General features: G+C 67.5%; 18 protein-coding genes, 1 other RNA gene and 1 pseudogene. 10 read left to right on the forward strand and 10 right to left on the reverse strand.

Going from position 1 to position 24,096, the window contains the following annotated elements; all coding sequences use genetic code 11:
- The first annotated feature begins 14 nt into the window (after positions 1-14).
- The 3 genes and pseudogenes from dnaB (at position 15) to BGI51_RS10010 (ending at position 3,987) form a co-directional block, all read left to right on the forward strand.
- A pseudogene (gene dnaB / locus BGI51_RS10000) lies at positions 15-1,408 on the forward strand (replicative DNA helicase).
- Positions 1,408-2,424, forward strand: a complete 1,017-nt coding sequence (locus tag BGI51_RS10005) for a D-alanine--D-alanine ligase (RefSeq protein WP_187981006.1) — start codon at positions 1,408-1,410, stop codon at positions 2,422-2,424. Before dnaB ends, BGI51_RS10005 begins: the two are co-directional and overlap by 1 nt.
- An 81-nt stretch (positions 2,425-2,505) precedes the next feature.
- The gene (locus BGI51_RS10010; RefSeq protein WP_187981007.1) at positions 2,506-3,987 is read left to right on the forward strand and encodes a glucosyltransferase domain-containing protein; all 1,482 of its coding nucleotides are present in this window, start codon (positions 2,506-2,508) and stop codon (positions 3,985-3,987) included.
- 108 nt (positions 3,988-4,095) lie between these two features.
- Here the strand turns inward: BGI51_RS10010 and BGI51_RS10015 are convergent, their stop codons facing one another.
- The gene (locus BGI51_RS10015) at positions 4,096-5,472 is read right to left on the reverse strand and encodes an amino acid permease (protein WP_187981008.1); all 1,377 of its coding nucleotides are present in this window, start codon (positions 5,470-5,472) and stop codon (positions 4,096-4,098) included.
- A gap of 355 nt (positions 5,473-5,827) precedes the next feature.
- On the opposite strand from BGI51_RS10015, the gene BGI51_RS10020 reads away from it, so the two are divergent.
- Together BGI51_RS10020 and BGI51_RS10025 are read left to right on the forward strand one after the other, a co-directional pair.
- A complete protein-coding gene (locus BGI51_RS10020; RefSeq protein ID WP_187981009.1) occupies positions 5,828-8,095 on the forward strand; it encodes a YgiQ family radical SAM protein in 2,268 nt (755 codons plus the stop codon).
- A gap of 134 nt (positions 8,096-8,229) precedes the next feature.
- Complete coding sequence (locus BGI51_RS10025; protein ID WP_187981010.1) at positions 8,230-8,685, forward strand: REP-associated tyrosine transposase; 456 nt, start codon at positions 8,230-8,232, stop codon at positions 8,683-8,685.
- 99 nt (positions 8,686-8,784) lie between these two features.
- On the opposite strand, the gene BGI51_RS10030 is transcribed toward BGI51_RS10025, so the two are convergent.
- The 7 genes from BGI51_RS10030 to urtA all read right to left on the reverse strand — a co-directional run bounded on the left by BGI51_RS10030 (position 8,785) and on the right by urtA (position 16,262).
- Complete coding sequence (locus BGI51_RS10030) at positions 8,785-9,639, reverse strand: shikimate dehydrogenase (RefSeq protein ID WP_187981011.1); 855 nt, start codon at positions 9,637-9,639, stop codon at positions 8,785-8,787.
- 4 nt (positions 9,640-9,643) lie between these two features.
- Complete coding sequence (gene aroQ / locus BGI51_RS10035) at positions 9,644-10,087, reverse strand: type II 3-dehydroquinate dehydratase (protein ID WP_133862306.1); 444 nt, start codon at positions 10,085-10,087, stop codon at positions 9,644-9,646.
- Positions 10,088-10,233: 146 nt separating this feature from the next.
- Entirely contained in the window at positions 10,234-10,932 is a 699-nt protein-coding gene (gene urtE, locus BGI51_RS10040; protein ID WP_187981302.1) for an urea ABC transporter ATP-binding subunit UrtE, read from the reverse strand.
- Positions 10,933-11,061: 129 nt separating this feature from the next.
- Positions 11,062-11,907, reverse strand: a complete 846-nt coding sequence (gene urtD, locus BGI51_RS10045) for an urea ABC transporter ATP-binding protein UrtD (RefSeq protein WP_187981012.1) — start codon at positions 11,905-11,907, stop codon at positions 11,062-11,064.
- Positions 11,904-12,983: an urea ABC transporter permease subunit UrtC gene (urtC, locus tag BGI51_RS10050; protein WP_187981013.1), complete on the reverse strand. Its 1,080-nt coding sequence runs from the start codon at positions 12,981-12,983 to the stop codon at positions 11,904-11,906. The genes urtD and urtC overlap by 4 nt, the downstream gene beginning before the upstream one ends.
- Entirely contained in the window at positions 12,980-14,548 is a 1,569-nt protein-coding gene (gene urtB / locus BGI51_RS10055) for an urea ABC transporter permease subunit UrtB (RefSeq protein WP_187981014.1), read from the reverse strand. The genes urtC and urtB overlap by 4 nt, the downstream gene beginning before the upstream one ends.
- Positions 14,549-14,987: 439 nt before the next feature.
- Complete coding sequence (gene urtA, locus BGI51_RS10060) at positions 14,988-16,262, reverse strand: urea ABC transporter substrate-binding protein (RefSeq protein ID WP_187981015.1); 1,275 nt, start codon at positions 16,260-16,262, stop codon at positions 14,988-14,990.
- 261 nt (positions 16,263-16,523) lie between these two features.
- Here urtA and BGI51_RS10065 point away from each other — a divergent pair, with 261 nt between their 5' ends.
- Genes BGI51_RS10065 through BGI51_RS10075 form a run of 3 tightly spaced genes read left to right on the forward strand, consistent with a single transcriptional unit; the run spans position 16,524 to position 20,173 of the window.
- Complete coding sequence (locus BGI51_RS10065; RefSeq protein ID WP_273862791.1) at positions 16,524-17,495, forward strand: NAD(P)-dependent oxidoreductase; 972 nt, start codon at positions 16,524-16,526, stop codon at positions 17,493-17,495.
- Positions 17,496-17,497: 2 nt separating this feature from the next.
- On the forward strand, positions 17,498-19,015 hold the full coding sequence (locus BGI51_RS10070; protein ID WP_173147203.1) for an aldehyde dehydrogenase family protein: 1,518 nt from the start codon (positions 17,498-17,500) through the stop codon (positions 19,013-19,015).
- 3 nt (positions 19,016-19,018) lie between these two features.
- The gene (locus BGI51_RS10075; protein WP_133862299.1) at positions 19,019-20,173 is read left to right on the forward strand and encodes a M20 aminoacylase family protein; all 1,155 of its coding nucleotides are present in this window, start codon (positions 19,019-19,021) and stop codon (positions 20,171-20,173) included.
- 27 nt (positions 20,174-20,200) lie between these two features.
- Here the strand turns inward: BGI51_RS10075 and BGI51_RS10080 are convergent, their stop codons facing one another.
- Both BGI51_RS10080 and BGI51_RS10085 read right to left on the reverse strand, forming a co-directional pair.
- The gene (locus BGI51_RS10080) at positions 20,201-21,103 is read right to left on the reverse strand and encodes a LysR family transcriptional regulator (RefSeq protein WP_187981017.1); all 903 of its coding nucleotides are present in this window, start codon (positions 21,101-21,103) and stop codon (positions 20,201-20,203) included.
- Between the two features lie 273 nt (positions 21,104-21,376).
- Positions 21,377-21,452, reverse strand: a non-coding RNA gene (locus tag BGI51_RS10085) — sX9 sRNA.
- A gap of 124 nt (positions 21,453-21,576) precedes the next feature.
- Between BGI51_RS10085 and BGI51_RS10090 the strand changes: the two genes are divergently transcribed.
- Positions 21,577-22,902, forward strand: coding sequence for a DUF3100 domain-containing protein (locus BGI51_RS10090; RefSeq protein WP_059316366.1), 1,326 nt, complete (start codon positions 21,577-21,579; stop codon positions 22,900-22,902).
- Between the two features lie 238 nt (positions 22,903-23,140).
- The gene (rbsK, locus tag BGI51_RS10095) at positions 23,141-24,067 is read left to right on the forward strand and encodes a ribokinase (RefSeq protein WP_187981018.1); all 927 of its coding nucleotides are present in this window, start codon (positions 23,141-23,143) and stop codon (positions 24,065-24,067) included.
- The last annotated feature ends 29 nt before the right edge of the window (positions 24,068-24,096 follow it).

Here is a 24,096-nt window from a genome sequence, read left to right on the forward strand (position 1 = left end):
CCCAAGACCTGCGCATGAACGAGATTTCCCTGCCCGAGCAGTACGATCTGCAGACCGCTGCCCTCAAGGTCCCGCCGCACTCCATCGAGGCCGAACAGGCCGTGCTGGGTGGTCTGATGCTGGACAACAATGCCTGGGAGCGCGTGCTCGATCAGGTGTCCGATGGCGACTTCTATCGCCACGACCACAGACTTATCTTCCGCGCCGTGGCCCGTCTGGCCGAGCGCAACCAGCCGTTCGACGTGGTGACCCTGTCCGAGCAGCTGGACAACGAAGGCCAGCTGCCCCAGGTGGGCGGCCTGGCCTATTTGGCCGAGCTGGCCAGGAACACCCCCTCGGTGGCCAATATCAAGGCCTATGCGCAGATCGTGCGCGAGCGGGCCACCCTGCGGCAGTTGATCGGCATCAGCGCCGCCATCGCCGACAGTGCCTACAACCCGGAAGGCCGCGGGGCCAACGAGCTGCTCGACGAAGCCGAGCGCAAGATCTTCGAGATCGCCGAGGCCCGCCCGAAATCCGGTGGTCCGGTCGGGGTCAACGACATCCTGACCAAGGCCATCGACCGTATCGACACCCTGTTCAACTCCAGCGAAGCCATCACCGGGGTCTCCACCGGTTTTGCCGATCTGGACGAAAAGACCAGCGGCCTGCAGCCGGCGGACCTGATCATCGTTGCCGGTCGTCCGTCCATGGGCAAGACCACCTTCGCCATGAACCTGGTGGAGAACGCGGTGCTGCGCACCGACAAGGCGGTCCTGGTGTTTTCCCTGGAGATGCCCGCCGACTCCATCGTGCTGCGGATGCTCTCGTCCCTCGGTCGCATCGACCAGACCAAGGTGCGTTCCGGCAAGCTCGACGACGACGACTGGCCGCGGCTGACCTCTGCGGTCAACCTGCTCAACGACCGCAAGCTGTTCATCGACGATACCGCCGGCATCAGTCCTTCGGAAATGCGCGCCCGCACCCGGCGCCTGGTGCGCGAGCACGGCGACCTGGCGCTGATCATGGTGGACTACCTGCAGCTGATGCAGATCGGCGGCAGCAGCGGCGAGAACCGGACCGCCGAGATCTCCGAGATCTCGCGCTCGCTCAAGGGCCTGGCCAAGGAATTCAACTGCCCGGTGGTGGCGCTCTCCCAGCTCAACCGCTCGCTGGAACAGCGGCCGAACAAACGCCCGGTGAACTCCGACCTGCGGGAATCGGGGCCATCGAGCAGGACGCCGACGTCATCATGTTCGTCTACCGGGACGAGGTGTACCACCCGGAGACCGAATACAAGGGCGTGGCGGAAATCATCATCGGCAAGCAGCGTAACGGCCCGATCGGCACCACGCGGCTGGCCTTCATCGGCAAATACACCCGGTTCGAGAATCTCGCGCCCGGCAGCTACGTTTTCGAGGACGAATGATGGTCAAGGACAAGCTGAAGATCGCGGTCCTGCTCGGCGGCACCAGCGAAGAACGCGACGTGTCCATCGCCAGCGGTGCCCAGGTGGTGGCGGCCCTGCGCCGGCGCGGGCACCAGGTGGTGACCGTGGATACCGCCCTGGGCCTGCTCGACGAGGATGCCGAGCGCGCGCTGCTGGAAGCCCGGGTCGGCCTCGAGCCGCCGGAGCGGACCGCCCTGGTGCGGATGCGCGGCCAGGACGCCGGCGCGCTGCTCAGCCGCGCCCAGCTGGGCGACCAGGATCTGCTGTTCCTCGCCCTGCACGGCGGCACCGGCGAGAACGGCACCCTGCAGACCCTGCTCGACCTGGCCGAACTGCGCTACACCGGCAGTGGCCGGGTGGGCAGCGCCGTGGCCATGGACAAGGACCTCAGCAAACGGCTGTTCCGCGCCGCTGGCGTACCCACCGCCGACTGGCTGATGGCGCCGGCAGATGCCGCGACCGTGGCCGCGACCCTGGGTTTTCCGGTGATCGTCAAACCCAGCCAGCAGGGCTCCACCGTGGGCCTGAGCAAGGTCAGCCGCGCCGAAGACCTGCAACCGGCCATCGAGCTGGCGCTGCGCTATGACCGCGAGGTGATGATCGAGCGCTTCGTCGCCGGGCGCGAGCTGACCGTGGGCGTGCTGGGCGACCAGCCGCTGGCGGTGGGCGAGATCGTGCTCGGCCAGAGCGGGGTGTTCGACTACACCAGCAAATACCAGCCCAAGGGCGCGGTGGAGGTGTTTCCGGCCGAGGTCTCGCCCGAGATCGCCGAGGAAGCGCGCCGCCTGGCCCTGGCCGCGCATCGGGCGCTCAAGCTCGACGGCTACAGCCGTGCCGACTTCCGCCTGGACGCCGAGGGGCGGCTCTGGTGCCTGGAGGTCAACACCCTGCCGGGGATGACCGCCACCAGCCTGCTGCCGCAATCGGCGGCGGCCATGGGCATCGACTTCGACGAACTCTGCGAGCGGATCTGCCAGCTGGCCCTGCAGGACTGACCCCCCACGCAGCCGGCGCCGCTATCGCTTCGGGTGGCGGCGGCTGCGTCTCCCGTCGAAGCCGGATTCGGATCCGCCGCCATGCCCCAGACGCTCACCCCGCTGCAGACCCGGGCGCTGTTCTTTTCCGCGCTGCTGCTGTTCGTGCTGCCCTTCATCCTGGTCGACTTCCCCTATGTCGATGACAACTGGCGCATCCAGCTGGAGAACGGTCCGGAGTGGCGGCAGCAGGGGCGGTTGCTTACCGAGGTCTTCTACCGGCTGCTGACCTTCAGCGGCAGCACCCTCAATCTCTTCCCCCTGCCACTGCTGATCGCCTGCGCCGCAGCCGCCTGGGCCCTGACCGACCTGGCCCGCCACTGTTTCGGCGCGCCGCGGCCGACCCAGTGCCTGGCCCTGCTGCCGCTATGGTTCTCGCCGTTCTGGCTGGGCAACCTGACCTACCAGTACGACGGCCCGACTATGGCCCTGAGCCTGGTGGCGGTGATCTATGCGGTGATCTATCGCAGTCGCCATACCACGCTGGCGCTGCTGGTACCGGCGGCGCTGCTGGCGGCGGCCATCGCCTTCTACCAGGTGGCGTTCAATGTCTTCGTCGGCCTCTGCTGCCTGGAGCTGGTCCGCGCGGTGCAGCGCCGCGAGGCGCCCAAGCAGGCGCTGCGGCTGGTGCTGCGCCAGGGCCTGCAGCTGCTGCTGGGTGGCGTGCTCTATTGCCTGACGGCCTACCAGCTGATGGCGACCACGCGGCACGCCGGCGTGGGCGGCCAGGTGCTACCCGAGCTCTGGCACCGGCTGGGCGAGGTGCTGCACAGCGTCGGCTTGCTGGTCACCCCGGGCAATCTCTGGCTGTGGTGGCTGTTTGGCGGGCTGGCCGCGATCGGTTACGGCCTGGGGGCCCTGACCTATGCCCGCGCCTATGGCCGACGGGCGCTGCTGCCCCTGCTGCTGTACGCTGCGACCTTGCCGGTGCTGGCCTTTTGCGTGGCCGGCATCACCCTGCTGTTCAGCGATTTCATCCTCGAAGCCCGCACCCTGATGGGACTGGCGGTCGTCCTGACCCTGGCGCTGCTGCTGGCCCATGATCTGCTGGAGCGATTCCAGCCACGGCTGACCTGGCTGCTGGTGCTGCCGGTGCTGTGGATGCTGTCGCTGGCCTATGTCTATGGCCAGGTGCTGTCGGCGCAGAAGACCTTCGAGCGCGGTTTCGTCCAGGAGCTGCACCACGACCTCAGCAGTCGTCCGGAGCTGCGGCCGCTCAAGCGCCTGCTCTGGACCGGCGGTCCGCTGGAGGTGGCCTGGCTGCCGCTGGCGCAGAAGACCTTCGAGCAGGTGCCGGTGCTACCCTTCATCCTCGGCCTGTCGCCGGGCAACTTCATGATCGCCGAGCGGCTGCTGGACCTGGGGGTGATCGACGATGCCGACAGCGACAGCTGCAGCCAGCGGGTGGCCGTGCCGGGCGCCGCCACGCGGCTGGTGGACAACCGCTTCTACGACATCTGGGCGCTGGGTGAGGACGGCTGCATCATCATGAAGCCGCAGCGACCCTGGGTGCCGTTCGAGTAGCGGGGTAGGTTGGGCTGAGACGGTTCCCTCGTCGAAGCCCAACGAGCGGTGCCTGATGCAGGTATTGGGCTTCGCTCTGCTCAGCCCAACCTGCGGGGGCGAAGGCGATCAGTCCCGGCGCAGCTTGTAGCAGAGGAACAGGAAGGCCAGCCAGACCGGGATGGCGTAGACCGAGACGGCGATGCCGGGGATGCGCAGCATCAGCACCAGGATCATGCCGACGAAGGCCAGGCACAGCCAGTTGACGAAGGGCGACCAGAACGCCGGGAAGTGCGAGGTGCGCCCGGCCTGGCGCTGGGCAGCGCGGAATTTCAGGTGGGTCAGGCTGATCAGCGCCCAGGCGATCACCAGCGAGGCCACCACCAGCGACATCAGCAGCTCCAGGGCATTCTGCGGCAGCAGGTAGTTGACCACCACGCAGAGCAGGGTCACCGCCGAGGACACGGCGATGCCCAGCAGGGGCACGCCCTGGCGATTGGTGCGCAGCAGGGCGCGCGGGGCATCGCCCTGTTCGGCCAGGCCGTAGAGCATGCGGCTGGTGCAGTAGACGCCGCTGTTGTAGACCGACAGCGCCGCGGTCAGCACCACGAAGTTTAGCAGATGGGCGGCGGTGTCGCTGCCGAGCAGGGCGAAGGTCTGCACGAAGGGACTGCCGGCGTAGTCGTCGCCGCCGGCGCCGATGCTGCGCACCAGTTCGTCCCAGGGATGCAGCGACAGCAGGATGGTCAGGGCGCCGACATAGAAGATCAGGATGCGCCAGACCACCTGGTTGATGGCCTTGGGGATCACGGTGCGCGGCTGGTCGGCTTCGGCGGCGGTGATGCCTACCAGCTCCAGGCCGCCAAAGGAAAACATGATGATCGCCAGCACCGCGAACAGGCCGCTCCAGCCGTTGGGCAGGAAGCCGCCATGGTTCCAGAGATTGCTCACCGAGGCCTCGGGGCCACCGCTGCCGCTGACCAGCAGCCAGAGCCCGAAGGCCATCATGCCGAGGATGGCCACCACCTTGATCAGCGCGAACCAGAACTCGGTCTCGCCAAAGGCCTTCACGTTGAACAGGTTGATGGCGTTGACCAGCACGAAGAACACCAGGGCGCTGGCCCAGGTCGGCACCTCGGGCCACCAGTACTGCACGTACTTGCCCACCGCAGTGAGCTCCGACATGCCCACCAGCACATAGAGCACCCAGTAGTTCCAGCCGGAGAGAAAGCCCGGGAAACGGCCCCAGTAGCGACTGGCGAAGTGGCTGAAGGAGCCGGCCACGGGCTCCTCGACGATCATCTCGCCGAGCTGGCGCATGATCAGGAAAGCGATGAAGCCGGCGATGGCATAGCCGAGGATCATCGCCGGACCCGCCGACTTGAGCACCCCGGCCGAGCCGAGGAACAGACCGGTACCGATGGCTCCGCCGAGGGCGATCAGCTGGATATGACGATTCTTCAGGCCGCGCTGCAACTGGCCGGCGGCGGGTTGGGGCTGGGACATGGACGGGGGTGTCTCGGTGGGGAGGGGAGCGGGCGGCTATGGTAGCACTCCTGTCGCCAGGGGCCTGGTCCGGGGCGTTGCCCTCACCCCGGCCTCTCCCGGAGGGAGAGGGGGAAGAGCGTAGCGGGGCAGGGGTCTCCGGTGAGTCTCCCTGCCGGCCCTCTTCCCCTGGAGAGCGGAACGAACAGGTGCCTGAGGTGCTTTTGCCCCCTCTCCCCCGGGGAGAGGGTTGGGGGGAGGGCGAGTCCAGAGCCACCGTCGATAGCCAAAGGCAATCGATGTCCGGGGCTGAACTGGTCATTTTTTGTGCTATTCTTCGCGCCCTCCTGAAAACACCCCTATCCCGGAAGCTGCCATGCAAGCCGCCACGCCGCTGTTCGACTATCCGAAATACTGGGCCGAGTGCTTTGGTCCTGCACCCTTCCTGCCCATGAGTCGGGCGGAGATGGAGCAACTCGGCTGGGACAGCTGCGACATCATCATCGTCACCGGGGACGCCTACGTCGATCACCCGTCCTTTGGCATGGCCATCATTGGCCGGTTGCTGGAGGCCCAGGGCTTCCGCGTGGGCATCATCGCCCAGCCGGACTGGCATTCGAAGGACGACTTCATGAAGCTCGGCGAGCCGAATCTGTTCTTCGGTGTGGCCGCGGGCAACATGGACTCGATGATCAACCGCTACACCGCGGACAAGAAGGTCCGTTCCGACGATGCCTATACCCCGGGCAACGTCGCCGGCAAGCGTCCGGATCGCGCCAGCCTGGTCTACAGCCAGCGCTGCAAGGAAGCCTACAGCCACGTGCCGATCGTGCTCGGTGGCATCGAGGCCTCGCTGCGCCGGATCGCCCACTACGACTACTGGCAGGACAAGGTCCGGCGCTCGATCCTGATGGACGCGACCGCCGACATCCTGCTCTATGGCAACGCCGAGCGGGCGGTGGTCGAGATCGCCCAGCGGCTGTCGCGTGGCGAGCGCGTCGAGGCCATCACCGATGTGCGCGGTACCGCCTTCATCCGGCGTGATACGCCCGCGGGCTGGTTCGAGGTCGACTCGACCCGCATCGATCGACCCGGCCGCGTCGACAAGATCATCAATCCCTACGTGAATACGCAGGACACCGAGGCCTGCGCCATCGAGCAGGCGAAGGGTGAGGTGGAGGACCCCAACGAAGCCAAGGTGGTGCAGCTGCTGGAAAGCCCGCGCATGACCCGCGACAAGACGGTGATCCGCCTGCCGTCCTTCGAGAAGGTGCGCAACGACCCGGTGCTCTATGCCCACGCCAACCGCGTGCTGCACCTGGAAACCAATCCGGGCAACGCCCGCGCGCTGGTGCAGCGGCATGGCGAGGTGGACGTCTGGTTCACGCCGCCGCCCATCCCCATGACCACCGAGGAAATGGACTATGTGTTCGGCATGCCCTATGCGCGCGTGCCGCACCCGGCCTATGGCAAGGAAAAGATCCCGGCCTACGAGATGATCCGTTTCTCGGTCAACATCATGCGCGGCTGCTTTGGTGGCTGCACCTTCTGCTCCATCACCGAGCACGAAGGCCGGATCATCCAGAATCGCTCCCACGACTCGATCATTCGCGAGATCGAGGAGATGCGCGACAAGGTGCCGGGCTTCACCGGCGTGGTCTCGGACCTTGGCGGGCCGACCGCCAACATGTACCGCATAGCCTGCAAGGATCCGGAGATCGAGCGTCACTGCCGCAAGCCGTCGTGCGTGTTCCCCGGTATCTGCGAGAACCTCAATACCGATCACTCCTCGCTGATCGAGCTGTACCGCAAGGCGCGGGCGCTACCGGGGGTGAAGAAGATCCTGATCGCCTCGGGGCTGAGATACGACCTGGCCGTGGAGTCGCCCGAATACGTCAAGGAACTGGTCACCCACCATGTCGGCGGCTACCTGAAGATCGCGCCCGAGCACACCGAGCGCGGTCCGCTGGACAAGATGATGAAGCCCGGCATCGGCAGCTATGACCGCTTCAAGCAGATGTTCGAGAAGTACACCAAGGAGGCGGGCAAGGAGCAGTACCTGATCCCCTACTTCATCGCGGCGCACCCGGGCACCACCGACGAGGACATGATGAACCTCGCGCTGTGGCTCAAGCGCAACGGCTTCCGCGCGGATCAGGTCCAGGCCTTCTATCCCTCGCCGATGGCCACCGCCACGGCCATGTACCATTCGGGCAAGAATCCGCTGCGCAAGGTCACCTACAAGAGCGACGGCGTGACCATCGTCAAGAGCGACCAGCAGCGCCGCCTGCACAAGGCCTTCCTGCGCTACCACGATCCCAGGGGCTGGCCGATGCTGCGCGAGGCGCTCAAGGAGATGGGGCGCGCCGACCTGATCGGGCCGGGCAAGCACCAGTTGATCCCGGCCACCCAGCCGGTGGGCGACGCCGGCTACCAGAGCGCGCGGCGCAAGAATTCCACCCCGGTGGGCAGCAAGAAGGCCGGTACCGGCGGTGGGCGCATCCTCACCCAGCACACCGGCCTGCCGCCCCGCGCCAGCGATGGCAGCAAGGCCTGGGACAAGGGCCAGGAAGGCCAGGCCGCCGGCTACGCCAAGGGCGGTCCGCGCAAGAAATCGCGGCGCCAGCCGAACATGCCGCGCTGAGGCTATCGCGGCCAGGGCAGTCCGCCGAAGCGGTCGCTCCTACGGGGTGCGATGCTTCTGTAGGAGCGGCCCATGGCCGCGATCAAGCCGCTACAAATGTTTAACTGGTCGTTTTCATCTCTCAAGGACGAGCGATGTCATCACGTCATGCGGCGTTGCGCAAGGGTCGTGTTTCTTTGCCCGGCCAGCTGTATCTCCTGACCACGACTACCAGCCAGCGCCAGGCGCTGTTCGCCGATTTCCCCGTGGCATGCACGGTGGCCCGGACCTTTAACGATCCTTGTTTGCTTGATGACGCCAGGCTGCTTGCGTGGGTGTTGATGCCGGATCACGTCCATTGGCTGGTTTCGTTGGGTGAGCGTTTCAGCCTGGACGAGTTGGTCCTGCGCCTAAAGTCGGCCAGTGCACGTCGGGTCAATGCGATCCGCAATACCAAAGGGGCTGTGTGGGCGCCGGCCTATCATGACCACGCTCTAAGAGCCGAAGAAGATGTCCAGGCGGTGGCCCGGTACATCGTTGCCAATCCGGTGCGGGCGGGGCTGGTGAAGCGGGCGGGTGATTATCCGTTTTGGGATGCGGTGTGGTTGTAGATCGTGCCAGGAAAGCTGATCGCGGCCATGGGCCGCTCCTACGGGGCATATCGGAGCCTATAGGAGCGGCCGCATCGGCGGACCGCCATGGCCGCGATATCAGCCGCGCAATTCGGCGAAATGGGCCTGCATGCGGTCGGCGTCGGCGCTGCGGCCGCTGAAGAGTTCGAAGGCCTTGACCGCCTGGAACACGGCCATAGTGCCGCCATCCAGGGTGCGGCAGCCGAGGGCGCGGGCCTGGCGCAGCAGTTCGGTTTCCAGCGGGAAGTAGATGATTTCGGCGACCCAGAGGCCGGGGTGCAGCAGTTCGGCCGGCAGTGGCATGCCGGGCAGCTTGACCATGCCCACCGGCGAGGTGTTGACCAGGCCGTCGGCGGCGGCGACTGCGGCGGCCCGGTCGGTGCCGACCGCGGCGCGCCCGGGGCCGAAGTGGCGGGTCAGGTTGTCCACCAGCGCCTGGGCGCGCTCGGCCTCGACGTCGAAGATGAACAGATGGTCGACGCCCTCGGCGAGCAGGGCGTGGGCCACGGCGCTGCCGGCGCCGCCGGCGCCCAGCTGCACCACCAGGCGCTTGGCCACGTCCGGCAGGCCGCGGCGAAAGCCTTCGGCGAAGCCCAGGCAGTCGGTGTTGTGACCCACGGTGCGGCCGTCGGCCAGCACCACGGTATTCACCGCGCCGATGCCGCGCGCCTCGGGCGAGAGATCGTCGAGCAGCGGGATGATCGCCTGCTTGCAGGGAAAGGTGATGTTGAGGCCGGTGAAGCCGGTGCGCTGGGCGGCCTGCAGCAGCTCGGGCAGGGCGTCGGCAGCGAGGCCGAGGGCATCCAGGTCGATCAGCCGATAGAGGTATCTGAGACCCTGGGCGTCGCCTTCGCGTTCGTGCATGGCGGGCGTCAGCGAGGCCTGGATGCCGGCGCCGATGAGGCCGGCGAGGACGGATTTGGGTGCGGTCATGGAGTCAGTTTCCCTGGTGGGCGATGAGGGCGGCGATGGCGGCGCGATATCCCTGGCTGCCGAGGCCGCAGATGACGCCGACGGCGATGCCCGAGACATAGGAATGATGACGGAAGGCTTCGCGGCGATGCACGTTGGACAGGTGCACCTCGTAGACCGGCAGCTCGCTGGCCACCAGGGCGTCGCGCAAGGCCACCGAGGTGTGGGTCCAGGCGGCGGGATTGATCACCACCCCGGCATAGGCGCCGCGGGCCGCGTGAATCCAGTCGAGCAATTCGCCCTCGTGGTTGGTCTGGCGGAAGTCCACCTCGTAACCCCCGGCGGCGGCGCTCTCGGTACACAGCCGGGCGACGTCGGCCAGGGTCTCGTGGCCGTAGGTGGCGGGCTCGCGGGTGCCGAGCAGATTGAGGTTGGGTCCGTTGAGGACCAGGATGCGGCGGGAGGACATGACAGCCTTCTCTCTTGTTGTCTTGCCGGGCAGGCGCTGCCCGGCACTGGAGAGAAAATGTACCAGCCGGTTAATTCCGTCAATCGAGTCGGTCGGGCGGGTGGCAGGGCAGGCTGCGGAAGCGTTCGATTATCGGCCCTGGTGACTCAGATCGCCACCAGTCCGCGTACCCCCTCGGCCTCCATGTCGACCCCGCGACCGCGCTGGACGATCTCGCCACGGGACATCACCAGGTAGCCGTCGGCCAGTTCGCTGGCAAAGTCGTAGAACTGCTCCACCAGCAGGATGGCCATGTCGCCGCGCTTGGCCAGGTGGGCGATGACGGTGCCGATCTCCTTGATCACCGAGGGCTGGATGCCCTCGGTGGGTTCGTCGAGGATCAGCAGCCGCGGGCGGCTGGCCAGGGCGCGGCCGATGGCCAGCTGCTGCTGCTGGCCGCCGGAGAGGTCGCCGCCGCGACGCTGGCGCATCTGCCGGAGCACGGGGAAGAGTTCGTAGATGGATTCGGGCACCTCGCGGGCTTCCCGGGCGGGAAAGCGCGACAGGCCCATGAGCAGATTTTCCTCGACGGTGAGGCGCGGAAAGATCTCGCGGCCCTGGGGCACGTAGGCGATGCCGGACTGCACCCGCTGATGCGGCTTGCGGGCGGTGATGTCCTGGCCTTCCCAGGTGACGCTGCCGCGCTTGGCCGGGATCAGGCCCATGAGGCAACGCAGCAGGGTGGTCTTGCCGACGCCGTTGCGGCCGAGCAGGCTGGTGACCTCGCCGATGGGGGCCTCGAAGGACAGGCCACGCAGGATGTGGCTGCCGCCGTAGTACTGATGGAGTTCGTTGACCTGGAGCATGGGGGCCTCGGTGGGGCTCGATGTTTGGGGCATCGCGGCCATGGGCCGCTCCTACAGGCGTGGATATCTCCGTAGAAGCGGTCGTGGCGGCGAACCGCCATGGCCGCGATTCATATTCAAACCAGGGCGCTAGCGCCCCAGATACACCTCGATCACCTGGTCGTTGGCCTGGACCTGGTCCAGCGAGCCTTCGGCGAGGACGTGACCCTGGTGCAGCACGGTGACGTGGTCGGCGATGCTGCCGACGAAGCCCATGTCGTGCTCCACCACCATCAGCGAGTGCCGGGGCACCAGCGACTTGAACAGCTCGGCGGTGAATTCGGTCTCGGCGTCGGTCATGCCGGCGACGGGTTCGTCGAGCAGCAGCAGTTGCGGCTCCTGCACCAGCAGCATGCCGATCTCGAGGAATTGCTTCTGGCCGTGGGACAGCAGCCCGGCGGGGCGCCCGCGCGACTCCTGCAGGCGGATGGTGGTGAGCACCTCTTCCAGACGGTCGCGCTGCTCGCCGGAAAGCCGCGCGCGCAGACTGGCCCAGACCGACTTGTCGGTCCGTTGCGCCAGCTCCAGGTTCTCCCAGACGGTCAGGGCCTCGAACACCGTGGGCTTCTGGAATTTGCGGCCGATGCCGGCCTGGGCGATCTGCACCGGTTGCAGGCGGGTCAGGTCGAGGGTCTCGCCGAACCAGGCGCTGCCGCGGTCGGGGCGGGTCTTGCCGGTGATGACGTCCATCATGGTGGTCTTGCCGGCGCCATTGGGGCCGATGATGCAGCGCAATTCACCGACGCCGATGTAGAGATTGAGGTCGCGCAGGGCCTTGAAGCCATCGAAGCTGACCTCAATGCCTTCCAGGCTGAGGATGGTGCCGTGGCGGGTGTCCAGGCCCCTGCCGGCGCGATGGCCGAGACCGCTGGCCTCGGCGCCGATGCCGGGATCAAGCACTTCCGCGGCGGTGGGAGGTATGGGGGCGGCTTTCATGCGTCGCGCTCCTTCTTGATGAGGCCGATCACGCCACGCGGCAGATAGAGGGTGACGACGATGAACAGGGCGCCGAGAAAGAACAGCCAGTATTCGGGAAAGGCTACGGTGAACCAGCTCTTGGCGCCGTTGACGATGCCGGCGCCGAGCACCGGGCCGATCAGGCTGCCGCGTCCGCCGAGGGCGACCCAGATGGCCGCTTCGATGGAGTTGGTCGGGGCCATCTCGCTGGGGTTGATGATGCCCACCTGGGGCACATAGAGGGCGCCGGCCAGGCCGCAGAGCACCGCTGAGAGCACCCAGACGAACAGCTTGAAGCCGCGCGGATCGTAGCCACAGAAGGTCACCCGGTTCTCGGCGTCGCGGATCGCCGTGAGGATGCGGCCGAACTTGCTCTGCGCCAGGCGCCAGCCCAGCCAGAGGCTGGCGGTCAGCAGGGCCACGGTGAGCAGGAAGAGCACCGCGCGGGTGCCCTGGGCGGCCACCGGAAAGCCCAGCAGGGTGGTGAAGCCGGTGAAGCCGTTGTTGCCGCCGAAGCCGGTCTCGTTGCGAAAGAACAGCAGCATGCCGGCAAAGGTCAGCGCCTGGGTCATGATCGAGAAGTAGACGCCCTTGATCTTCGAGCGGAAGGCGAAGAAGCCGAACGCCAGCGCCAGCAGGCCGGGGGCCAGCACCGCCAGGCACAGCGCCCAGAGGAAATGGTCGGTGCCGGCCCAGAACCAGGGATAGCGGGTCCAGGAGAGAAAGCTCATGAAGGGGGGCAGCCCGTCGCCGGCGGCCTGGCGCATGAGGTACATGCCCATGGCGTAGCCGCCGAGGGCGAAGAACAGCCCGTGGCCGAGGGAGAGCATCCCGGCATAGCCCCAGACCAGGTCCAGGGCCAGGGCGACGATGGCGTAGCAGAGGATCTTGCCCACCAGGGTCAGGGTGTAGGCCGAGACCTGGAAGGCATTGTCGGCCGGCAGCAGGGACAGCAGCGGCAGGGCGATCAGCACGGCGAGGGCCAGGCCGAGCACGGCCAGGCTCAGGCGCGGACCGGCCTTCTGCACAGCGGTAAGCGCGAGTGGCTGGTTCAATCGATGACCCTCCCCTTGAGGGCGAACAGGCCCTGGGGCCGCTTCTGGATGAACAGGATGATCAGGCCGAGGATGAGGATCTTGCCCAGCACGGCGCCGATCTGGGGTTCGAGAATCTTGTTGACGATGCCCAGGCCGAAGGCCGCCAGCACGCTGCCGGCCAGTTGGCCGACGCCGCCGAGCACCACCACCAGGAATGAGTCGATGATGTAGCTCTGGCCGAGGTCCGGGCCGACGTTGCCGATCTGTGACAGGGCCACGCCACCGAGGCCGGCAATGCCGGAGCCAAGGCCGAAGGCGAGCATGTCGATGCGCCCGGTGGGGACGCCGCAGCAGGCGGCCATGTTGCGATTCTGGGTCACGGCGCGCACGTTGAGACCCAGCCGGGTCTTGTTCAGCAGGGCCCAGGTCAGGACCAGCACGAAGACCACGAAGCCGAGGATGATCACCCGGTTCCACGGCAGGAGCAGGTTGGGCAGCACCTGGATGCCGCCGGACAGCCAGGCCGGGTTGGCCACCTCGACGTTCTGGGCGCCGAACAGCACCCGCACCGCCTGGATCAGCATCAGGCTGATGCCCCAGGTGGCCAGCAGGGTTTCCAGCGGTCGGCCATAAAGATGGCGGATCACGGTGCGCTCCAGCGTCATGCCGATGGCGGCAGTGACGGCGAAGGCGACCGGCAGTGCCAGCAGCGGATACCAGGCCAGCCACTCGGGGGCCAGGCGTTGCAGGGTCAGCTGCACCATGTAGGTGCTGTAGGCGCCGAGCATCAGCATCTCGCCATGGGCCATGTTGATGACGCCGAGCAGGCCATAGGTGATGGCCAGGCCCAGGGCGGCGAGCAACAGGATGGAGCCCAGCGACAGCCCGGTGAAGGCCTGGCCGAGCAGATCGCCCAGCAGCAGCTTGCGATCCACCTGGGCGAGGCCGGTAGCGGCGGCCTTGCGGACGTCTTCGTTGGCTTCCACCGCGGGATCGAGCAGGGCCTGCAGGCGGGTCTTGGCCTGGGGCTCGCCGGATTCGCCGAGCAGGCGTACCGCGGCCAGGCGCACGGCGGGATCGGGATCGGTCAGCTGCAGGTTGGCCAGGGCGGCGGCGAGGGCGCCTTGCACTTCCTTGTCGGCTTCGCTCTGCAGACGTTTTTCCAGGAAGGCACGCTGCTCGGGCTTGGCCTCCTGGCGCAGGGCCTGGGCGGCGGCCAGGCGTACGCCGGCATCCGTGGACAGCAGCCCGCCGCTGGCCTGGGCAGCGCCGATGAGGATGCGCAGGCGGTTGTTCAGGCGGATCTGCTTGGGCGTGCCGGTCGGCGCCGTGGCCTCACCTTCGGCGGCGCTGTAGCGATCGCCGGTCTTGTAGAAGGGGCGCCTGTCTTCGTCGACATAGAAGCGGCCGTCCTGCAGTGCCTGGAGCACCGGGAGTTGGGCGGGATCAGGCGTGGCGGCCCAGTCCTGCAGCAGTTTGGCCTGGTCGTTGGCGCTGGCGGCGGCCAGTTCGGCGGCGGGACCGGCCTGGGCGGTGCCCACGAGCAGCAACAGCAGGGGCAGAAGAAAAAGGCGTAGGGACATGCTCGGCCTCGTCGATGGGTAAAGGCTCCTGCGCGACGTCTCCCGGGGGAGGGCGGGCGTGGCCTCGTTTCTGGTGCCGGGCACCGGGCATTGTGGCCGGGTGCGCTGGCGAGCCCTCACCCCGGCCCTCTCCCAGAGGGAGAGGGGGAGGAGCGGAGCGGTGGTGGTGCGGGTGTTTCCTGTGGGCTGCGGAACGCCTTTTGCCCTCACCCCAATCCTCTCCCCGAGGGAGAGGGGGGAAGAGCTATTGGCCTCGGCACGGCTTTGGCCCTCAACCCAACCCTCTCCCCGAGGGAGAGGGGGAAGAGCTATTGGCCTCGGCACGGCTTTGGCTCTCAACCCAACCCTCTCCCCAGGGGAGAGGGGGTAGGAGCGGGGTGCCATCTTTCAGGCTTCGCTCCCCCGAGGGGGAAGCGAAGCCTAGGGTGAGGGCTGGCCGTTACTTGCCGCTCTTCACCGGTTCGTCGGACTTCTTGTCGTTGCCGGGGATGTAGGGGCTCCAGGGCTGGGCGCGGACCGGGCCCTCGGTCTGCCAGACGACGTTGAACTGACCGTCGTCCTGGACCTCGCCGATCATCACCGGCTTGTGCAGGTGGTGGTTCTTCTCGTCCATCTTCACGGTGTAGCCGTCCGGTGCGGCGAAGGTCTGGCCGGCCATGGCCTTGCGGACCTTGTCGACGTCGGTGCTGCCGGCCTTTTCCACCGCCTGGGCCCACATGTGGATGCCGACATAGGTGGCTTCCATGGGGTCGTTGGTCACGGCGGTCTGGTAGTTGGGCAGGTTCTTGGCCTTGGCATAGGCCTTCCAGGCCTCGACGAATTTCTTGTTCACCGGGTTATCCAGCGACTCGAAGTAGTTCCAGGCGGCCAGCTGGCCCACCAGCGGCTTGGTGTCGATGCCGCGCAGTTCTTCCTCGCCCACCGAGAAGGCCACCACCGGCACGTCGGTGGCCTTCAGGCCCTGGTTGCCCAGTTCCTTGTAGAAGGGCACGTTGGAGTCGCCGTTGATGGTGGAGACCACCGCGGTCTTGCCGCCGGCGGAGAACTTCTTGATGTTGGCGACGATGGTCTGGTAATCGCTGTGGCCGAAGGGGGTGTAGACCTCTTCGATGTCCTTGTCCTGCACGCCCTTGCTGTGCAGGAAGGATCTGAGAATCTTGTTGGTGGTACGCGGATAGACGTAGTCGGTGCCCAGCAGGAAGAAGCGCTTGGCGCCGCCACCTTCTTCGCTCATCAGGTATTCCACCGCCGGGATGGCCTGCTGGTTCGGCGCCGCGCCGGTGTAGAAGACGTTGGGCGACATCTCTTCGCCTTCGTACTGCACCGGGTAGAACAGCAGGCCGTTGAGTTCTTCATAGACCGGCAGCACCGATTTGCGCGAGACCGAGGTCCAGCAGCCGAAGGTGACCGCGACCTTGTCCTGGGTCACCAGCTGGCGCGCCTTCTCGGCGAACAGCGGCCAGTTGGAGGCCGGGTCCACCACCACGGGTTCCAGCTTCTTGCCCAGTACCCCGCCCTTGGCGTTGATCTCGTCGATGGTCATCAGCGCCATGTCCTTGAGCGAGGTCTCGGAGATGGCCATGGTGCCGGACAGCGAATGCAGGATGCCGACCTTGATGGTGTCCGCGGCGTGGGCGGCACTCCAGGGAAACAGGCCGCTCATGAGCAGGGCGGACGCGGCAAGGGTGGTCTTCAGTAGGGGGCGGCGCTTCATGCGAAAGGCTCCTGAGCGAACGTGCGCTGTTGTTGGGCTGGACTGCGGGCCAGCCAGGGCGCCTTTTCAGGAACTGTGCCAGGCGTCGGCAAGGCGCATGGGGACTGGCGCCTTGCCGCCAGCCGCGGCTACGCGACCAGTTGTCCTGCACCAGCCTGGGGCCGAGCAGTGCCCTCGAATCGCGCCTTTGCACGATGCTGGTGCTCCCGCCTGACGTTGCCTTTTGCGCAACATGAAAGTCCGAATGCCGTATTGGTGGTGATGCCTGGGGCCTCCCATACTCGATCACAAGAGGTCGGCCACCGGGTCGGTCACCGCCAATTCGAAGCAGAGGAACAAGGCATGGGCAGGCAGGTCGGGGTCATCGGACTCGGCAACATGGGCGGCAACATGGCGATCACCCTGGCGCGCAAGGGCGTTGTCGTCACCGGGCTGGATCCCTCCAGCGCCGCCTGCGAGCGGGTCGCTGCCCAGGGCGTGGCCATCGCCGGTGATCTGGCGGCCCTGGCCGCCAGCAGCGACGTCATCGTGCTGTCGCTGCCCAAGGCCGAGCACGTCGAGGCCGTGTGCCTGGGCGAGGCGGGCCTGGTCAGCCGCGTGCGGCCGGGCACTGTGGTGGTCGACACCACCACCTCCACCCCGGAGACCAGCCGCCGGGTAGCGGCGGCCTTTGCCGAGGTCGGTGCCGATTTCCTCGATGCCCCGGTCTCCGGCGGCCCCGCCGGTGCCGCGGCCGGCACCATGACCATGGTCATCGGCGGCAGCGAGGCGGCCCTGGCCAAGGCGCTGCCGGCGCTGGAAGCCATGAGCGCGACCCGGGTGCACATCGGTGCCGTGGGCGCCGGCAACATCGCCAAGATCGCCAACAACCTGCTCGCCGCGGCGCACCTGATCACCACCGCCGAGGCGGTGACCATGGCTGCCCGTGCCGGCGTCGCCCCGGAGAAGCTGCTCGAAGGCATCAATGCCGGTTCCGGGCGCAGCGCCGCCAGCCAGGGCATGTTCCCTACCTGGGTGCTGAACAAGGCCTATGACTCCGGCTTCACCATGGGCCTGATGCGCAAGGACGTGGGCCTGGCCCAGCAGCTCATCGCCGAACTCGGCCTCGACCTGCCGCTGGCCGCGGCCACCGCCCAGGCCTGGAAGGCCAGCGCCGAGACCCTGGCCGATGGCGAGGATTTCTGCGCCATCGCGCGACGCACCAGCGAAGACCTGTTCGGCAAGGGGGAATGATCATGATGAACGCCAAGACACTGGAATTGCTCAAGCCCTTCTGGGGCGACCGCCAGCAGGTCGCAAGCTTTGTGGACGGCGCCTTCGTCGATGGCAGCGGCGAGCGGATCACCGTGCGCAACGCCCATGACGACAGCCCGGCCTACAGCTACCCCGATGCCGACCTGGCCGTGGTCGAGCGCGCCGATACCGCCGCCCGCCGGGCGCGCGAGGAATGGCGCGCCCTGACCGCCCAGGCGCGCGGGCGCATCATCTACCGCGTCGGCGCGCTGATCCGCGAGGAGGCCGAGGCCCTGGCGCAGCTGGAATCGCTGACCGCCAACAAGCCGATCCGCGATGCCCGCGTCGAGGTGCTCAAGGTCGCCGAGATGTTCGAGTACTACGCCGGCTGGGCCGACAAGCTGCATGGCGAAGTCATCCCGGTGCCCACCAGCCACCTCAACTACGTGACCTACGAACCCCTGGGTACGGTGCTGCAGATCACCCCCTGGAATGCGCCGATCTTCACCGGCGGCTGGCAGATCGCCCCGGCCATCACCGCCGGCAACGCGGTGATCCTCAAGCCTTCCGAGCTGACTCCGGTGACCTCGCTGCTGCTGGGCGTGCTGGTGGAACGCGCCGGTGCGCCAAAGGGCCTGGTCAACGTGCTCGCCGGCCAGGGCCATACCGTTGGCCAGCAGGTGATCGCCCACGCCGACATCCGCAAGGTGGTCTTTGTCGGCTCGCCGGCCACCGGTCGGCACATCGCCGCCGCCGCGGCCCAGCGCTGCATCCCGGTGGTGCTGGAGCTGGGTGGCAAGTCGGCTAACATCGTCTTCGAAGACGCCGACCTGGACCTCGCCGTACGCGGCGCCCAGGCGGCGATCTTTTCCGGCGCCGGCCAGAGTTGCGTCTCGGGTTCGCGGCTGCTGGTGCAGGAATCCATCTACGAGCGCTTCATCCAGGCGGTGGCCCGCGCCGCCAGCCAGTTCAAGGTGGGAGATCCGAGCGATCCCGAGACCCAGATCGGCCCGATCCACAACGCCAAGCAATTCGCCCATGTGCGCAACATGGTGGAAGGCGCCCTGGGTGAAGGCGCGCGGCATGTCGCCAATGGCGTCGAGCCGCTGCCCGCCGGAACCGGCTACTACGTCAATCCCACGGTGCTGGCCGGTCACAACGGCCTGAGTTGCGCCCAGGAAGAGATCTTCGGGCCAGTGGTGGTGGCTATCCCGTTCAAGGACGAGGCCGACGCCATCCGTATCGCCAACGACAGCCGCTTCGGCCTGGCCGGGGCGGTCTGGACCCGCGACGTCGGTCGCGCCCACCGGGTGGCCCGGGGCGTGCGCGCCGGTACCTTCTGGGTCAACGGCTACAAGACCATCCACGTCAGCTCGCCCTTCGGCGGCTACGGCGAGAGCGGCTACGGTCGCTCCTCCGGCCTCGACGCCCTGCGCGAATACAGCGAAGTGAAGAGCGTCTGGGTGGAAACCGCCGCGGTGCCCGCCGCTGGCTTCGGCTACGGCGCCAGCCTGGAGTAACAGATGACCATCCATCAAGCCTTGTTGGACGACGCCCGCAGCTGGCGTCGCGATTTCCACGCCCATCCGGAACTGGGTTTCGCCGAGCACCGCACCGCGGCGCGGGTGGCCGAGTTGCTGGAGGGCTTCGGCCTGGAGGTCCATCGTGGCCTCGGTGGGACCGGCGTGGTCGGGGTGCTGCGTCACGGCGAGGGCCCCAGCCTGGGTCTGCGCGCCGACATGGACGCCCTGCCGATGCAGGAGGTGGGGGATGTCCCCCACCGTTCCACCGCCGCCGGGCGCATGCATGCCTGCGGTCATGACGGCCACACCGCCATCCTGCTGGCCACCGCCCGCCACCTGAGCGAAAACCGCGATTTCCGCGGCACCCTCTATTTCGTCTTCCAGCCCGCCGAAGAGAATCTTGGCGGCGCCCAGAAGATGATCGAGGACGGCCTGTTCGAACGCTTTCCCATGGACGCCCTCTACGGCCTGCACAACTGGCCGGGATTGCCAGCCGGGCAGGTGGTGGTCAATCCGGGCGCCATGATGGCCTCGCTGGACACCTTCGCCATCACCCTGACCGGCAAGGGCTGCCATGCGGCCATGCCCGAGCGCGGGCGTGATCCCATCGTCGCCGCGGCGGACCTGATCCTGCAGCTGCAGACCATCGTCGCCCGGCGGATCTCGCCGCTGGCCGCCGCGGTGGTCAGCGTGACCATGCTGGAGGCAGGGGAGGCCATCAACGTCATCCCCGAGGTGGCGCGGCTCAGGGGCACGGTGCGCTGCCTGGATGGCGCGGTGCGCGCCGAGGTGGAGCGGCTGATCGGCGAGATCGTCGCCCAGGCGCCGCTGGCCCAGGGGGTGCGCGGCGAGCTGGAATTCACCCGCGGCTATCCGGTGACCCAGAACCATCCCGAGCAGGCGGCGCGAGTACGTCAGGCGGCGGTGACCGCCTTTGGCGCCGAGCGGGTCAGCGATGGCGTACCGCCGTCCATGGCCTCCGAGGACTTCGCCTTCATGCTGGCGGCGCGCCCGGGGGCCTATCTCTGGCTGGGCGTCGACGGCGCCCAGCCCTCGGCACCGCTGCACAACCCGGCCTATGACTTCAACGACGCCATCATCGAGCCGGCCGTACGGCTGTGGGCCGAGCTGGTGCGCCAGGAGTTGCCGGTCTAAGTCTCTTGCAGCGAGCGCCGCCGACGCTCAGCGAAAGGCGGTCATCTGCTGCACCATGGCCGTGCGCAACTCGTCCGCGGCGCGACTGAGCTTGCGCCCCAGGCGGGTGACCAGTTCGACGTGGGCGCGGGCGAAACCCGGATCGGCCAGGGGCAGGGCGCGCAAGGCGCCGCTGTCCAGTTCCTGGGTGGCGGCGAACAGCGGCAGCAGGGTCACGCCGCCCTGCTGGGCGTAGTGCTTGAGCAGGGCGAAGGTGTTGCAGGTCAGGGTTGGCGCCAGGCGCTGGCCTGCGGCCTGCTCCACGGCGTCGAGCATCTGGCGGATGCCGTAGGAGATATCCGGCAGCGCCAGGCGATGCTCGCCCAGCGCTGCCAAGGTCACGGGGCCCTGTGTCGCGGCCAGCGGATGCTCGGGCGCCACCATGGCATACAGCGGCTGCTCGCGGCTGCCATGTACGCGCAGGTGCGGATCGCGCGGCGGATTGAACACCAGCCCCAGTTGCGCCTCGTCTTCCATTACCTGGCGAATCACCTCGTTGGTGCCCACCACATTGACCCTGACCTCGATCTCCGGATGCCGCGCGGAAAAGTCGCCCAGGCTGCGCGAGAGGTCGCCGATGAAGCCCTCGCCGATGGCCAGCACCACGCGGCCGGTGCGCAGGCCCTGGAGATCGGAGATAGCGTCTCTCAGGCCGTCGAGCTGGGTCTGGCGCTGGCGGAAATAGTCCAGCACCAGACGTCCGGCCTCGGTTGGGGTGATGCCACGGCGGTGGCGCTCGATGAGGTCGACACCCAGCTCCGCCTCGACCTGGGCGATCTGCCGGCTGACCGCGGAAGGGGCGATATCCAGGGCGTCAGCCGCGGCGCGCACGCTGCCCAGGCGCACCGCCTCGACGAAATAATGCAAGCGTTGTTCGTGAATTCCACGCATCCGTGTGTTCTCTTAAAGGCAACGGAAAAGGCCATTTCCAGTATTGGAGAGAGAACAGGCCGCTGTCCATACTCGGGCCAAGACCACGGCCGCCCCGGCCTGGCCAAGGCCCGCGACGCAGAGCTCCGGAACGGCGAGAAGTCCCAGGCGAGACCCTGTCCGCGTCGGGCTTCCTCCCTTCGGCACGCCAGGCGTGCGACCTCGACCAGGCCTCCAGAACGACCGGGTCCTGCTCCCTAGCGGAGCCCTTTTCTGCCCAGCGGGCCTAAGAGCGGCTAACAAAACGTAGCGAGCGGTTGTCAGGCGGGTGCGCGCGGCGCGCAGGAACCGGAGTGTACGAGCGGTACATGAGGATTCCGAGCACTGCACGCACGTGTCTGGCGGACGCGCAGTAGTTTTGTTGGTCGCTCTGAGTCGCTCGCGACTGCCAACCAGACCAACAACCGAGCCCGCGAGCGGGCCGCAGGGGAAGAATGAGCGCCAATCCGACGCTGGCCGTGGGCCAGGACCGAGCCGTCAGCAATACCGTCAGACTCTACATCTGGGCAGCACTGGTGCTGCTGATCGCCGAGCTGATCGGCTCCCTCACCATACCGCTGGGGCCGGGCAAGGTGGTGCTGCTGCCGATGATCTGGGCGCTCTTGCTGGGTGCGGCGGTGGGGCAGGTCGGCAAGCGCATGCCGCTGGGGCTGGGTATCGACCGCGGCGCCCAGGTGCGCTCGGCGGCCATCCTGCAATACGCCTTGCTGGTGTTCATCGCCAAGCTCGGCCTGGTGGTGGGTGGCTCGCTGCCCACGGTGATCGCCGCCGGCTGGGCACTGGCCTTCCAGGAGCTGGGGCATTTCGTCGGCACCATCCTGCTCGGCCTGCCGGTGGCCCTGCTGCTGGGCATCAAGCGCGAGGCCATCGGTGCCACCTTCTCGGTGGGGCGTGAACCGAGCCTGGCGATCATCAGCGAACGCTATGGCATGGACTCCCCGGAAGGTCGCGGCGTGCTCGCCGAGTACCTGACCGGCACCCTGTTCGGCGCGGTGTTCATGGCCATCGTCGCCGGTTTCATCGCCAGCCTGAACATCTTCCACCCCTATTCCCTGGCCATGGGCGCCGGCCTGGGCTCGGGCAGCATCATGGCCGCCGCGGCCGGTGCCATCGCCGCCCAGCAGACCGCCGAGGTGGCCAAGGAGGTCATGGCCCTGGCCGCCGCTGCCAACCTCATCACCCTGACCCTGGGCACCTACTTCACCCTGTTCATCTCCCTGCCGCTGGCGGTCTGGGGCTACCGGGTGATGGAGCCGCGCATCGGCCGTACCACCAAGGCTTCCTTCCAGCAGAGTTCGGTGGATGCCGCCGTGGTGGACGAACCCGTGGAACTTGGCTGGTCGGCACGCTTCAGCGCCTGGCTGGCCTCGGGTGCCCTGGCGCTGCTGGCGACCCTGGTGATGAGCAAGACCCTGCCACCGGCTGCTTTCCTAGGCGTCGCGGTGATGATCCTGGCGGCCTTCGTCGGTGAACTGCTCTGCCAGCTGTTCCGCCGCAAGGTGCCGGCGGTGTGCTGGGTATCGCTGGTGGCCATGTTCCTGACCTCGCCCTGGTGCCCGCTGGCGCCGCAGATCACCGCCGCCCACAACGCGGTCGGCATCATGGCGCTGATCACCCCCATGCTGGCCTTCGCCGGCCTGTCCATCGCCAAGGATATCCCGGCCTTCCGTCGCCTCGGCTGGCGCATCGTGGTGGTTTCGCTGATCGCCAGCTTCGGCACCTTCATCGGCGCGGCCTTCATCGCCGAAGTGTTTCACTGATCCTCGCGCGCACCGGGTCCCCGGTGCGCCGCTTCCCGCTGCCGTATCGCTCCGCCGCTTGATCTCTGCGCTTCCCGCATTTCGTGTCGCAGCTCCCAGCCTTGAGTCCTGGCGGCCCGGTGTCGTCCGTGGGCGATCACCGGCGCTTGAGCTGCGCCCCGAGTTGCAGTATCTATGATGGAAAATTAACAAAAACCGTTAATTTAATAACATCAAGAAAAACGGAGGCGCGCTCGGCATGGGCAAAATCGCGGTCATCGGCAGCAACATGGTCGATCTCATCACCTACATCGAGCGACTGCCCGTGCAGGGCGAGACGCTGGAGGCGCCGGACTTCGCCCTCGGCTGTGGCGGCAAGGGCGCCAACCAGGCGGTCGCCGCGGCCAAGCTGGGCAGCGAGGTGCTGATGGTGACCAAGGTCGGCGACGACCTCTTCGCCGACAACACCCTGGCCAACTTCCGCCGCTTCGGTATCGACACCCGTCACGCGACCCGTGCGCCGGGTCGCTCCAGCGGGGTGGCGCCGATCTTCGTCCAGCCCGACTCGCACAACAGCATCCTCATCGTGAAGGGCGCCAACGCCGCCCTCGGCCCGGCGGACATCCAGGCCGCGGAAGCCGATCTGCGCGATTGCGCGCTGATCGTGCTGCAGCTGGAAATCGCCCTGGAGACGGTCTACGCGGCCATCGACTGCGGCCAGCGCCTGGGCATCCCCGTGCTGCTCAATCCGGCGCCGGCAGTGGCCGACCTGAGCGCCACGCACCTCGCCCGGCTGGATTACTTCGTCCCCAACGAGACCGAACTGGCCCTGGTCAGCGGTCTGCCCGTGCAGGATCGCGAGAGCGCCTTCGCCGCCGCGCGGGTGCTGGCCGGTCGCGGCATCCGCCACGTGGTGGTCACCCTGGGCGCCGCGGGCGCGCTGTACGTGGGCGAGGAGGGCGAATTCAGCCTTCCCGGCCAGCCGGTGGCGGCCATCGACACCACCGGCGCCGGCGATGCCTTCATCGGCTGCTTCGCCCATGGCCGCGTCCAGGGCCTCGGCCTGCGGGACGCCATGCAGCGGGCCGTGGCCTATTCGGCACTGTCGGTCACCGGGCGCGGCACCCAGACCTCCTATCCCGAGGCCGCGGTCTTCGAAGACTACCTCGCGTCCCTGGATCTCTGACGCAAGGTCGGCAATCCCTCACCCTGGCA

It is taken from the genome of Pseudomonas oryzihabitans, assembly GCF_014522265.1.
Classification (GTDB): Bacteria; Pseudomonadota; Gammaproteobacteria; order Pseudomonadales; family Pseudomonadaceae; genus Chryseomonas; species Chryseomonas aestiva.